This is a genomic window from Caulobacter sp. AVps18, from assembly GCF_058681425.1.
Genome location: NZ_CM178737.1, coordinates 1,145,761 through 1,158,097 on the forward strand (window position 1 = coordinate 1,145,761; position 12,337 = coordinate 1,158,097).

The window sequence follows — 12,337 nt, forward strand, 5'->3', positions numbered from 1 at the left end:
CGGTACGGCTCCTACGGGATCAGCAAGGTGGCCCCGGTAGTCTGGCGACCCTCCAGAGCTTCATGCGCTGCCTTGGCTTCAGCCAGGGGGAAGGTCTGGCCTATGTCGATCTTGACCGCGCCGGACGCCAGCACCGCGAACAGGGCCTGGGCGCTTTCGTCCAGTTCCTGCGTTGTAACGATGTAGTCGAACAGGCGAGGGCGGGTGACAAACAGGGACTTGCCCGCCAGTTCGAGCGGCGAGAACGCTGGGACCGGCCCTGAAGCATTGCCGAAGGTGGCCAGAACGCCACGCCGGGCCAGGCTCTTGAGGCTGGCGACAAAGGTGTCCTTCCCGACCCCGTCATAGACCACGGCCACGCCCTGACCGTTTGTGATCTGGGCCACCCGCGCCGCGACATCTTCTGTGTCGTACAGGACCACATGATCTGCGCCGAGGTCGCGGGCTATGGCGGCCTTGGCCTCCGTCCCGACCGTGGCGATCACGGTGCCACCGAGCGCCTTGCACCACTGCACCAGGATCTGGCCCACGCCGCCGGCCGCTGCATGGACCAGAACGATGTCGCCAGGTTTCACGTGGAAACATCGCCGGACCAGGAACTCGGCCGTCATGCCCTTGAGCAGCACGGCCGCAGCCGTCTCCAGGCTGACGGCATCGGGAACCTTCACGGCGCGATCTGCCGGCACCACGGCCGCCTCCGCATAGGCCCCCATCGTGCCGTTATAGGCGACGCGGTCACCCAGGGCGAAACGGGTGACGCCCTCACCCAGGGCCTCGACAACGCCCGAGGCTTCCAGGCCCAGCACAGCCGGCATCTTCAGGGGATAAAGGCCGGAGCGGTGATAGGTGTCGATGAAGTTCAGGCCCACCGCGTGGTGCCGAACCAGAATCTGACCGGGACCCGGCGAGGGCAGGGGGATATCGACGACCTCGAGCACCTCGGGGCCGCCCGCCTTGACAGCTTGAATGGCCAGCATTGGGTCAGGCCAGATGGGTCTTGAAGAAGGCCAGGCTGCGGCCGTTGGCCTTGGCCGCGTCGGCGGCATCGAAATGTGCGCCGCCTTCCCGTGCAAACGCGTGGTCGCGGTCGGCATAGAGATGGATCGCGATCTGCGGATGATCCTTCAGGGCTGCCAGGATCACCTGCTGCGCCTCGGGCGGCACGAACTGGTCCTTTTCGGCGATATGCATCAGCAGGGGCCGCGCCAGCTTGTCGGCTTCGCCCACGTGCTTTTCCAGGCCCACGCCATAGTAGGAGATGCTGGCATCGGCGTCGGTCCGGGTGGCGGTGAGAAAGGCCAGCAGGCCGCCAAGGCAGTAACCCACGGCTCCGACCTTGCCTGACACGCCGTTTAGCTGACGCACGGCCGCGATGGTGGCGGCGATGTCGCTGACGCCGGCGTCAACGTCGAAGGCGTTGAACAGCTCGAAGGCCCGCTTCCATTCGGCTTCCGACTGGTCGGTGATGTCGATGCCGGGTTCGATCCGCCAGAACAGGTCTGGGCAGACAGCGACGAAGCCCTGGGCTGCCAGCCCGTCGCAGATGTCGCGCATCACCTTGTTGACGCCGAAGATTTCCTGGATCACGACCACGGCCGGGGCTTCGCCCGCTGCCTGAGGTCGCGCCACATAGGCTGAAAAGGCGCCGTCGGGCGTGGTGATGGTGAGGGTCTCGCTCATCGGGGGCTCTCCGTCTGTGCTGGTCGATGTGACTTTCGACCAAAGCGCTCTAACGTGCCGCGTCGGGCCTGGCCCATAACAATATCGTGCCCTGACCTGAGGGAACCGCCATGAAGATGACCATCGAGATCGACTGCACGCCTGTGGAGGCGCGCGCCTTCCTGGGCCTGCCCGACGTGACGCCGCTCAATGACCACCTGGTCAAGGAAATGCAGGCGCGCATGGACAACAATATCGCCATGCTGGCACCCGAAGAGCTGATGAAAAACTGGATGGCCTTTGGGGCAGGCGCCCAGGACCAGTTCCGCAAGCTGATGACGGCAGCGGCGGGCGCGGCCGTAGGCAAGCGCGACTGATGATCCCGACGATCTTCGCTCTGGCCACGGCGGCCGGGCGAGCCGCAGTGGCTGTCGTTCGGGTTTCGGGCCCTGGTACGCGCGAGGCTGTCGCCGCCTTGGCCGGTATGGTTCCGCCGCCGCGTATGGCCGGCCTGCGTCGCCTGCGGCATGACGGCGTAGAGCTGGACGAGGCGTTGGTGCTCTTCTTCCAGGGTCCTGCCAGCTATACCGGGGAAGACGCCGCCGAGTTCCACGTGCATGGCGGTCGAGCCGTGGTGGAGGCCTTGCTGCAAGCCCTGGCCGAACTGGGCCTGCGACTGGCCGAGCCCGGCGAGTTCACCCGGCGGGCCTTCGAGAACGGCAAGCTGGATCTGGCCCAGGCCGAAGGCGTGGGGGACCTGATCGACGCCGAAACCGAAGGGCAGCGGCGGCAGGCCCTGGGCCAACTGGGCGGCGCCCTGAGTGATCGCTACGATCGCTGGCGCGAGATCCTGGTCCATGCCCTGGCCATGCTGGAAGCGGCGGTCGATTTTCCCGATGAGGATCTACCCGAGGAGGTCGCCGCCCGTGCCCGGCCGGGGCTGGAGGTCCTGGCGTCCGAGATCGATGCGGCCCTGGCTGATGTGGCCCGCGGACGCCGCGTGCGCGATGGCTATCGTATCGCCTTGGTCGGCGTGCCCAACGCCGGCAAGAGCACCCTGCTCAACGCTCTGTCCGAGCGTGACGCGGCCATCGTCACCGATACACCGGGCACCACGCGCGACATCATTGAAGTGCCTCTGGTGCTGGGTGGCTATCGCGTGCTGCTCGCCGACACCGCCGGCCTGCGCGAGACGCTCGACGATATTGAGGCCGAGGGTGTCCGTCGTGCTCGTGCCTGGGCTCAGGACGCTGACCTGCGCCTCTGGGTCATCGACGGGTTTCACGTGAAACAGTCGGAGGATGCGGGTGGGGCTGTGGTTGCGCCCGGCGACTGGGCCATTATCAACAAAACCGATATCGGCGACGAGGCCGAGATCCGGGCGGTCACTGATCGTCTGGAGGGTCGTGGCCTGGCTGTGCAGAGGGTCACGGCGCGGTCTCCCGAAGCGGTCACCCAGCTGCGCCAGGCCCTGACGCTCCACGTGACTGCCGCCTTGTCGGGCTCGGAGTTTCCGGCGGCCACGCGGCTCCGCCACGCTGAACGATTGCGCGAGGCGAGGGGCTTTCTGGGGCGGGCGCTTTCCGATGTGGGCTTTGAGGTCGAGCTGGCGGCGGAGGATGTACGGCTGGCGGCGCGTGCCCTAGCCAAGATCACCGGGCGGATCGATCCGGAGGATGTGCTGGAGAAGGTCTTCTCGAGCTTCTGTATAGGGAAGTAGTGACGACGCAGGAGCCCCGTCACACAAGGTATGGCCTGTGTCGATCGCGGCTCACTTCAGTGGCGGATGTCGTTGAGTGACTCTGGGGCTCTCTTCTGGCTTATCCACATATTGATCACAGCACCGCTCACCGGTGTTTCACGTGAAACCTCCCGGAGTCACGTCGACCTTTTTAGTCGGACGGCGTATAGGAGAGGTCAGCGCCCCCGCCAGACCCGGGGGCGTTCGCATTGAGGCGCCTACCTTGTCCAAAATCTGGGATGTCATTGTCATCGGCGGCGGCCACGCCGGCTGCGAGGCGGCCAGCGCCGCTGCGCGTGCGGGTGGTCGCACCTTGCTGCTGACCCACAAGCTGGACACCATTGGCGAGATGTCCTGCAATCCGGCCATCGGCGGCCTGGGCAAGGGCCACCTGGTCCGCGAGATCGACGCGCTGGACGGGGTGATGGGCCGCATGGCCGACAAGGCCGGCATTCAGTACCGGATGCTGAACCGCTCCAAGGGCCCCGCCGTGCGCGGGCCGCGCTCGCAGATCGACCGCAAGCTCTATCGCGAGGCGATGCAGGCCGAGCTGAACGCCACGTGTAACCTCGACATCATCGCGGCGGCGGCCGAGGACCTGATCGTCGAAGATGGTGCGGTGGCCGGTGTAATCGATGGGGCAGGGATCTCGTACCGCGCCGGGCGAGTGGTTCTGACCACCGGCACCTTTCTGAAGGGCCTGATCCATCTGGGCGAGACCCGGACCCCGGCAGGCCGTGTTGGCGATGCACCGTCCATAGGCCTGTCTGATCGGCTCTATGGTCTCGACTTCCACATGGGGCGTCTGAAGACCGGCACGCCGGCCCGGCTGGATGGCGCGACCATCGCCTGGGACCGTCTGGAGATGCAGGCGGCCGACGAAGAACCCGTGCCGTTCTCGTTCCTGACCGACAAGATCGAGGTGCCGCAGATCCAGTGCGGCATCACCTATACGACCGCGCAGACCCACCAGATCATTGCTGATCGTCTCGGCGAGTCGGCCGTCTATGGCGGCCGCGCCACGGGGATCGGTCCGCGCTACTGCCCTTCGATCGAGGACAAGGTCGTGCGTTTCGCCGACAAGACCAGCCACCAGGTGTTCCTGGAGCCGGAAGGTCTGGACGACACCACCGTCTATCCGAACGGCATCTCGACCTCGGTCTCCGAAGAGACCCAGCTGATGTTCCTGCGTACCATTCCGGGGCTGGAGCAGGTCGAGGTCAAGCGCTTCGGTTACGCCATCGAATATGACTATGTCGATCCGCGGGAGCTCTATGCCACGCTGGAGACCAAGCGCCTGCCGGGTCTTTACCTGGCCGGCCAGATCAACGGCACCACCGGCTATGAAGAGGCTGGAGCCCAGGGCTTGGTGGCGGGTCTGAACGCCGCGCTGGCGGCGCAGGGTCGGGAGCCGGCGACGTTTGCGCGGGACGAGGCCTATATCGGGGTGATGATCGACGACCTCGTCACCCGTGGCGTCACCGAGCCCTATCGCATGTTCACCAGCCGGGCCGAGTTTCGCCTCACCCTGCGGGCCGACAATGCCGACCAGAGGCTGACGGATCGCGGCATCGTCCTGGGCGTTGTTGGGTCCGCTCGCGCCGAGGCCTGGGGCGCAAAGAAGGCCAGGCTGGATGAGGCGCGCGCCTTTGCCCGCTCGGTCAGCCTGACCCCGCCTGAAGCCATTCGCGCCGGGTTCAAGGTCAATGCTGACGGTCAGCGTCGCGACGTCTTCGCCATGCTGGCCTATCCCGACGTGACCCTGGATCGACTGGCTGAGGTGTGGCCCGAGGTTTCCACGTGGAACACTGCCGTGCGCGAGCAGATCGAGATCGAGGCCGCCTATGCCGGCTATCTGGATCGGCAGCGCGCCGATGCCGAATCCCTGCGCCGCGACGAGGATCTTCGTCTGCCGGCCGATCTGGATTATCGCGACATCGGCAGTCTTTCCAATGAGGTGCGTGAGAAGCTGATCCGCGTCCGGCCCCTGACCCTGGGCCAGGCGGCCCGCATCGAAGGCGTGACCCCGGGTGCCCTGACGGCTCTTCTTGCCCACGTGCGTCGCCATGCAGCCTGAACTGATGCTTGAAACCCCGACTTCCGCCGAACCCGTGCTCGACGCCGCCGGCTATCAGGCCCTGACTGGGGTCAGCGACAGCCAGTTGGCTGACCTGGCCCGCTATCAGGACCTGCTGGCCGAATGGAATGCGGTGATGAACCTGGTCGGCCCCGCCACCATCGCCACCTACTGGACGCGCCACGTGCTCGACAGCTCGCAGCTGCTGGCCTTGGCACCGGAGGCCAGGGTCTGGGCTGATCTGGGGGCAGGGGCCGGTCTGCCCGGCATCGTCCTGGCCATACTTCTGAAAGACACGCCGGGCGCCAAGGTTCACCTCGTTGAGAGCATGGCCAAGCGTTGTCGGTTCCTTTCGGCGGTGTGCTCGGCGCTGGCGTTGCCGGCCCAGGTTCACAATGCCCGGGCCGAAGAGCTGAATCTCAAGGTCGAGGTGGTCACCGCCAGGGCCTGCGCACCGATGACCAGGCTGCTGGGCTTTTCCGCGCCCTATCTGCAGCGCGGTGCTCTGGGCCTGTTCCTGAAGGGGCAGGATGTCGCAATCGAGCTTTCCGAAGCTCGCGACGCTTGGAAATTCGACGCCGAACTCCGACCTAGTCAGAGCGATCCCCGTGGTCGCATCGTTCAAGTCAAAGGGCTGTCCCGTGTCCGTTAAACCCGTTCAGCCGCTTCGCGTTCTCGCTGTCGCCAACCAGAAGGGCGGGGTGGGCAAGACCACGACCGCGATCAATCTGGGCACGGCCCTTGCCGCCTGCGGCGAGCGGGTTCTGCTTATCGACGCCGACCCGCAGGGCAACTGCTCCACCGGCCTGGGCATCACCCGCCAGCAGCGCCGCACCACGCTCTATGATGTGCTGATGGGCGAAGCCCCGGTCGCCGATGCCGCCGTGGCCACCAGCCTGCCGGGTCTGGACGTCATACCGGCCGACGCCGACCTGTCGGGTGTGGAGCTCGAACTGGGTCAGACCGCGCGCCGGTCCTACCGTCTGCAGGACGCTCTGGAGCCGCTGCGTACCAATGGCAGCTACACCTATGTGCTGATCGACTGCCCGCCGTCGCTGAACGTCCTGACCGTCAACGCCATGACCGCTGCAGACGCGGTGTTCGTGCCACTGCAGTGCGAGTTTTTTGCGCTGGAGGGCCTGACCCAGCTGATCCGCACCATCGAGCGGGTGCGCGGCAGCCTCAATCCGCGCCTGGAGATCCAGGGCGTGGTCCTGACCATGTACGACAAGCGCAACAGCCTGTCGGAGCAGGTGGCCAAGGACGTGCGGGCCCACTTCGGCGACAAGGTCTATGACGCGGTGATCCCGCGCAATGTGCGGGTGTCCGAGGCCCCGTCGTTCGGAAAGCCAGTGCTGCTTTATGACCTGAAATGCGCCGGCAGCCAGGCCTATCTGAAGCTGGCGCGCGAGGTGATCAGCCGCGAGCGCGCCCGTCTGGCCCAGGCTGCCTGACGTTCCTAAGCCAAACCAAGAAGTCGATACGCGTTGAAGATGGAGTCCGTTGTGGTGGGAGAGCCGGGTATGGCCGAAGGGCGTAGGGGTTTGGGTCGCGGTCTGTCCGCCCTGCTGGGCGAGGTCGAGTCCGCGCCGGCCCAGGCGCCGGGCGAACGCCTGGGCGGGGCCAATGAGGCGCCGATCGAGTTGCTGCGCCGCAATCCCGACCAGCCCCGCCGCACCTTCCGCGAGGAAGACCTTGTCGAGCTGTCAGACTCGATCCGCGAGAAGGGCATCCTGCAGCCCATCCTGGTGCGCCCTGCGCCCGGCGCGGCCGGTGAATATCAGATCGTCGCGGGCGAGCGGCGCTGGCGAGCAGCCCAGCGGGCGGGCCTGCGCAGCGTGCCGATCCTGGTACGTGAGTTGGACGACCTGGCGGTGCTGGAAATCGGCATCATCGAAAACGTCCAGCGATCAGACCTCAACATCCTGGAAGAGGCGCTGTCCTATCGCGTGCTGATGGACAAGTTTGATCGCACTCAGGACAACATCGCCCAGACCATCGGCAAGAGCCGCAGCCACGTGGCCAACACCCTGCGTCTGCTGGCCCTACCTGACGAGGTGCAGCAACACCTGGTCAGCGGCGAACTGACTGCCGGTCATGCCCGTGCCATTGCCGCCGCCCAGGATCCCGCCGCCCTGGCCCGCGAGATCATCGGCAAGGGTCTGTCGGTGCGCGACACCGAAGCCCTGGCCCGCAAAACCCCCGACGCTCGCCCGGCGCGCAACAAGGGTGGCCGTCCGGCTCGCGTCAAGGACACCGACACCCAGGCGCTGGAGTCCGACCTGTCGTCGGTGCTTGGCCTGGAGGTGACCATCGACCACCGCGGCAATGCGGGTCAGTTGACCATCAGCTATTCGACACTCGAGCAACTGGATGACCTCTGCAATCGCCTGACGCGCGGGGTCTGATCGAATGCACTGATTGCGGCTTTGGAAGGTGTGATTTCACGCTTTTTCAGCCTCGTCTGTCGCGCACAGAGCGGCGCCTCACCGTACTCCGGGAGGCGCCGTTTTCGTGAGGCGAGGTCAATTTTCGCGATTTCTGCTGCAAAGCGCTGTGCTGTAAGAGCTTTTCAAAAGCTGTCCACAGGCGAGCAAAGGGCTGATTTTGGGCCTACAGGCCCAACCGCCGCGCTCGGCCGGCGATCATCAGGGCCAGTCGCTCGGAGATCAGCTGGTCGGGCGACCCAGACGTCTTGCAGGCCCGGTCGGCGTTGAGAATCTCGCCCTGGATGTCGAGCAGGGTCTCCAGCGTCCAGGCCCGCGCCTGACGCAGGAACTCGCGCTCCTGTTTCCAGAACACGCCCGAGGCCTTGGCGGCCTGAGCCAGATCGATGCCGTTCTTGTGCAGGGTCAGTGTGCGGCGCAGGCGACCCAGATAATAGCCCATGGCCCGCACGGCAGCCGGTCCGCCTTCGCCTTCCGCCGCCGCGCGGCGCAGGCCGGCCTGGGCAGGACCCAGGCGACCCCCGAAGGCGTCGGCTGCGGCGTCGCTGAGCGAGGCCTCGGGCTCAACGCCCAGGAAGTCGGTCAGGTCGGCCGCTGTGGCGTTAACGCCGCTGCCCGGGCCCAGGAACAGGGCCAGGCGTTCGATCTCCATCCGCGCCACGCCGCGTTCCTTGGGCAGGCGTGAAACAAAGAGATCGAGGGCCTCGCTGTTGAGACTGACCTTGTCTCGGGCCAGGGTCTCGCGGGCCAGACGCGCCATGTCGCCGGCCTCGTCTTCGTAGCAGGGGATGACGGCGCAGCCGCCGGCCTTCTCGCCGACCTTGCGCAGGGTCGACTCGCGGCCCAGCGCCCCGGCCTCGACGATGAAGAAGGCGTCCGGATTGAGCTGGCCCTCGACATGACGGGTCAGGGCCTCGGCCGTGGCCTTGTCCGGCCCGGCCTTTTCGCCGGTCAGGCGCAGACGCACCAGGCGCCGGCCGCCCATCATCGACAGGGCCGAAAGCTCTTCTTCCAGCTTGCCGGGGCTGGACTCGACGTCACTCTCGGTCAGCTGGGCGGTGTCGAAGGGATCATCGGGCCTTGCAAACAGCTTCTTGGCCAGCTGGTCGGCCCGGTCGCGCACCACGCCGCGATCCTTGCCATAGATCACCACGGCCCGGATCTCCGGGGCCGGATCCTTCAGGAAGCGTTCGACATCCGGCCGCTTGGACAGGATCACGGGGTCAGGCCGGGGCCTTGCCCGCCAGCCAGGTGGCCAGATCGAGCTGGATCTTGCGGGCCACCTCGGTGGCGGCTCGCTCCTGGCCGTCGTTCTGGGCGGCGATGGCGGCATAGGGCTGGTCGGCCGAGTCGTAGGTCACTGCGGCTTCGGTCTCGCCCTTGCGGACCTCGGCGCCGGTGCGGGCGTCAGCCAGCTTCCATTTCACCTTCAGGCGCAGCTCATAGCGGTTGGCCACGTTGTCGACCCGCACGCCGCGGGCATAGCGCTTCTCGTCGACCGTCAGGGTCAGGCGATGCGAGGCCGCAACATTGACGTTGCGCGCCAGGGCGTCGTCCAGTTGCTCGCGCAGCAGGAAGCCGGCCCGACCGGCCGGAGCCACCGTCTCGATCGCCGCCAGGCCGGGCGTGACCCCGGAGGTCCCGTACAGGGGCGTGAACCCGCAGGCGGACACCGCCAGGGTGGTCAGGGCCAGAGCGCCGGTCAGGAGAATGCGGTTCATCGGTCAGTTGGCCACGATGTTGACGATACGGTCCTTGACCACGATCACCTTGCGGACCGTGACCCCCTCAAGGTGGGCCAGAACAGCGAGATCGGCTAGCGCGATCTTCTCGACCTCGGCTTCGGCGAGACCCGCCTTAACTTTGATCTCGCCGCGGCGCTTGCCGTTGATCTGGATCGGCAGCACGCGCTCGTCGTCGGCGGCCAGGGCAGGGTCAGCCTTGGGCCAGGGCGCGTCGACCACCATGCCTTCGCCGCCCAGGCTGGCCCAGGCCTCCTCGGCCAGGTGAGGCGTGAACGGGGCCACCAGGCGCGCCAGGATGTGCAGGGCCTCCTTGCGGGCCGCCAGGACGCCTTGCGAGGCTCCTTCAGCAGGCGCCGCCTTCAGGGCGTTCAGGAACTCGTACAGGCGCGCCACGCCGCTGTTGAAGCGGAAGCCCTCGATGCTGTCGGTAACGAAGCCGATCAGCTTGTGGGCCGACTTGCGCAGAGCCACGGCGGTTTCGTCAGCCTCGTCATGGGTGAAGTCGCCGGCCGGCTGGCTGTCGAACTCGTTCCACAGCCGGTGGGTGAAGCGCCAGGAGCCTTCAACGCCGCTGTTGGTCCACTGCACGTCGCGTTCGGGCGGGCTGTCGCTCATCACGAACAGGCGCGCGGCATCGACGCCATAGGCCTCGAAGATGTCCTCGGGGGCGACGACGTTCTTCTTCGACTTCGACATCTTCTCGATGTCGCCGATGGTGATCGGCTCACCGGTCGTCGCATGCTTTGCGGTGCGGCTATTGCCTTCGGCCGTGATGACGACGTCGGAGGGTTCGACCCACTCGCCGGCCATGGTCTTGTAGGCCTCGTGCGTGACCATGCCCTGGGTGAACAGGCCCGCGAACGGCTCTTCGACCGACAGCAGGCCCTCGTCCTTCAGCGCCTTCGTGATGAAGCGGGCATAGAGCAGGTGCAGGATCGCGTGCTCGACGCCGCCGATATACTGGTCCACCGGCATCCAGTGGTCGGCGGCGGCCTTATCGATGCATTCGGCCGCGTCGGGATTGGCGAAGCGGGCGAAGTACCAGCTGCTGTCCATGAAGGTGTCGAGCGTATCGGTTTCGCGCTCGGCAGCGCCGCCGCACGACGGGCAGGTGGTGTGCTTCCAGGTCGGGTGCCGCACCAGCGGATTGCCCGGCTTGTCGGCCTCGAAGGTGACGTCGTCGGGCAGCACCACCGGCAACTGGTCTTGCGGCACCGGCACAGGGCCGCACGAAGGGCAGTGGATGATCGGGATCGGGCAACCCCAGTAGCGCTGGCGCGAAACGCCCCAGTCGCGCAGGCGATAGACCGTTGCGCCCTGGCCCTGGTCCTGGGCTTCGATGCGGGCGATCGCCTCGGATTTGGCAGTCTCGATGTCCATCCCGTCCAGGAACTGGGATTTGAAGATAGAGCCGGGGCCGACATAAGCCTCCTTGCCGATCTCGAAGCTCGCCGGGTCCTCGCCGGGCGGCAAAACCACAGGCAGAACCGGCAGGTCGTACTTGCGGGCAAAGTCCAGGTCGCGCTGGTCATGGGCCGGGCAGGCGAAGATCGCGCCCGTGCCGTAGTCCATCAGGATGAAGTTGGCGATCCAGACGGGCAGGGTGATCGTGGGGTCCAGAGGGTGGACGACGCGCAGACCGGTGTCGCGACCCAGCTTCTCGGCGCCCTCGATATCGGCTTCCGAGGTGCCGCCCTTGCGGCATTCGGCGATGAAGGCCTGCAGCTCGGGATTGCCCGCCGCCAGCTGCTCGGCCAGCGGATGTTCGGGCGCGATCCCCACGAAACTGGCCCCGAACAGGGTGTCGGGACGGGTGGTGTAGACTTCCAAGCCAGCGTCATGGCCAGCGGGCGCGGCACCGTCAAACTTGAACGTGAAGCGCAGGCCCTTGGACCGGCCGATCCAGTTCTCCTGCATGATGCGGACTTTTTCAGGCCAGCGATCCAGGGTCTTGAGGCCATCGATCAGGGCGTCGGCATAGTCGGTGATGCGCAGGAACCACTGGGTCAGCTTGCGCTTCTCGACCGGGGCGCCCGAGCGCCAGCCCTTGCCGTCGATGACCTGCTCGTTGGCCAGGACGGTCATGTCGACCGGGTCCCAGTTGACCGAGGCTTCCTTGCGATAGACCAGACCGCGATCCAGCAGCTTCAGGAACCAGGCCTGCTGCTTGCCGTAATATTCCGGGTCACAGGTGGCGAACTCGCGCGACCAGTCGATCGACAGGCCCAGGGCCTTCAGCTGCTCGCGCATGGCGGCGATGTTGTCATAGGTCCAGCCCTTGGGGTGGACGCCGCGCTCCATGGCCGCGTTTTCGGCCGGCATGCCGAACGCGTCCCAGCCCATCGGGTGCAGCACCGAAAAGCCCTGGGCGCGCTTGTAGCGGGCCACGACGTCGCCCATGGCGTAGTTGCGCACATGGCCCATGTGGATGCGGCCCGACGGATACGGGAACATCTCGAGCACATAGTATTTTGGACGGCCGTCAGTGATCTCCGCCGTCTTGAAGACGTCGGCCTTGTCCCAGGCGCTGCGCCATTTGGGCTCGGTGTCTTTGGGATTGTAGCGGGCCATCGAAAAACCAGTGTCTTGATGTGCGAAAGCGCCCCGGAGGGCGCATCAGGCGAAAGTGCGTGCGGTCTCGCCGCCCGAACGCGCCCCAACTCGAAAA

At 66.3% G+C, this 12,337-nt stretch carries 11 protein-coding genes; 6 read left to right on the plus strand and 5 right to left on the minus strand.

Going from position 1 to position 12,337, the window contains the following annotated elements; genetic code table 11:
* Positions 1-11: 11 nt before the first annotated feature.
* Entirely contained in the window at positions 12-977 is a 966-nt protein-coding gene (locus ACW179_RS05465; protein WP_492063290.1) for a quinone oxidoreductase family protein, read from the minus strand.
* Positions 978-981: 4 nt separating this feature from the next.
* Entirely contained in the window at positions 982-1,680 is a 699-nt protein-coding gene (locus tag ACW179_RS05470) for a dienelactone hydrolase family protein (RefSeq protein WP_492063291.1), read from the minus strand.
* A 110-nt stretch (positions 1,681-1,790) separates the two neighbouring features.
* On the opposite strand from ACW179_RS05470, the gene ACW179_RS05475 reads away from it, so the two are divergent.
* The 6 genes from ACW179_RS05475 to ACW179_RS05500 all read left to right on the plus strand — a co-directional run bounded on the left by ACW179_RS05475 (position 1,791) and on the right by ACW179_RS05500 (position 7,885).
* Positions 1,791-2,036, plus strand: a complete 246-nt coding sequence (locus ACW179_RS05475; RefSeq protein ID WP_492063292.1) for a DUF6489 family protein — start codon at positions 1,791-1,793, stop codon at positions 2,034-2,036.
* Entirely contained in the window at positions 2,036-3,379 is a 1,344-nt protein-coding gene (gene mnmE, locus ACW179_RS05480) for a tRNA uridine-5-carboxymethylaminomethyl(34) synthesis GTPase MnmE (RefSeq protein ID WP_492063293.1), read from the plus strand. The genes ACW179_RS05475 and mnmE overlap by 1 nt, the downstream gene beginning before the upstream one ends.
* A 244-nt stretch (positions 3,380-3,623) precedes the next feature.
* Positions 3,624-5,477 (plus strand): tRNA uridine-5-carboxymethylaminomethyl(34) synthesis enzyme MnmG, encoded by a 1,854-nt coding sequence (gene mnmG / locus ACW179_RS05485; protein ID WP_492063294.1) that lies wholly within the window; start codon positions 3,624-3,626, stop codon positions 5,475-5,477.
* Complete coding sequence (rsmG, locus tag ACW179_RS05490) at positions 5,467-6,129, plus strand: 16S rRNA (guanine(527)-N(7))-methyltransferase RsmG (RefSeq protein WP_492063295.1); 663 nt, start codon at positions 5,467-5,469, stop codon at positions 6,127-6,129. Before mnmG ends, rsmG begins: the two co-directional genes overlap by 11 nt.
* Entirely contained in the window at positions 6,119-6,931 is an 813-nt protein-coding gene (locus ACW179_RS05495) for a ParA family protein (RefSeq protein ID WP_492063296.1), read from the plus strand. Before rsmG ends, ACW179_RS05495 begins: the two co-directional genes overlap by 11 nt.
* Before the next feature lie 39 nt (positions 6,932-6,970).
* Positions 6,971-7,885, plus strand: a complete 915-nt coding sequence (locus ACW179_RS05500) for a ParB/RepB/Spo0J family partition protein (protein ID WP_492064258.1) — start codon at positions 6,971-6,973, stop codon at positions 7,883-7,885.
* Between the two features lie 205 nt (positions 7,886-8,090).
* Here the strand turns inward: ACW179_RS05500 and holA are convergent, their stop codons facing one another.
* From holA to leuS, 3 genes are read right to left on the minus strand one after another with little or no spacing between them, the layout of a single operon-like run.
* The gene (holA, locus tag ACW179_RS05505) at positions 8,091-9,143 is read right to left on the minus strand and encodes a DNA polymerase III subunit delta (protein WP_492063297.1); all 1,053 of its coding nucleotides are present in this window, start codon (positions 9,141-9,143) and stop codon (positions 8,091-8,093) included.
* Between the two features lie 4 nt (positions 9,144-9,147).
* On the minus strand, positions 9,148-9,645 hold the full coding sequence (gene lptE, locus ACW179_RS05510; protein ID WP_492063298.1) for an LPS assembly lipoprotein LptE: 498 nt from the start codon (positions 9,643-9,645) through the stop codon (positions 9,148-9,150).
* Positions 9,646-9,648: 3 nt separating this feature from the next.
* Positions 9,649-12,240: a leucine--tRNA ligase gene (gene leuS, locus ACW179_RS05515; protein WP_492063299.1), complete on the minus strand. Its 2,592-nt coding sequence runs from the start codon at positions 12,238-12,240 to the stop codon at positions 9,649-9,651.
* Positions 12,241-12,337: the final 97 nt, after the last annotated feature.

Excerpts from the sequence above, each read along its gene's own strand:
- ACW179_RS05465 (WP_492063290.1), bottom strand. The coding sequence starts at position 977 with ATGCTGGCCATTCAAGCTGTCAAGGCGGGCGGCCCCGAGGTGCTCGAG.
- ACW179_RS05470 (WP_492063291.1), bottom strand. The coding sequence starts at position 1,680 with ATGAGCGAGACCCTCACCATCACCACGCCCGACGGCGCCTTTTCAGCC.
- ACW179_RS05475 (WP_492063292.1), top strand. The coding sequence starts at position 1,791 with ATGAAGATGACCATCGAGATCGACTGCACGCCTGTGGAGGCGCGCGCC.
- mnmE (WP_492063293.1), top strand. The coding sequence starts at position 2,036 with ATGATCCCGACGATCTTCGCTCTGGCCACGGCGGCCGGGCGAGCCGCA.
- rsmG (WP_492063295.1), top strand. The coding sequence starts at position 5,467 with ATGCAGCCTGAACTGATGCTTGAAACCCCGACTTCCGCCGAACCCGTG.
- ACW179_RS05500 (WP_492064258.1), top strand. The coding sequence starts at position 6,971 with ATGGAGTCCGTTGTGGTGGGAGAGCCGGGTATGGCCGAAGGGCGTAGG.
- lptE (WP_492063298.1), bottom strand. The coding sequence starts at position 9,645 with ATGAACCGCATTCTCCTGACCGGCGCTCTGGCCCTGACCACCCTGGCG.
- leuS (WP_492063299.1), bottom strand. The coding sequence starts at position 12,240 with ATGGCCCGCTACAATCCCAAAGACACCGAGCCCAAATGGCGCAGCGCC.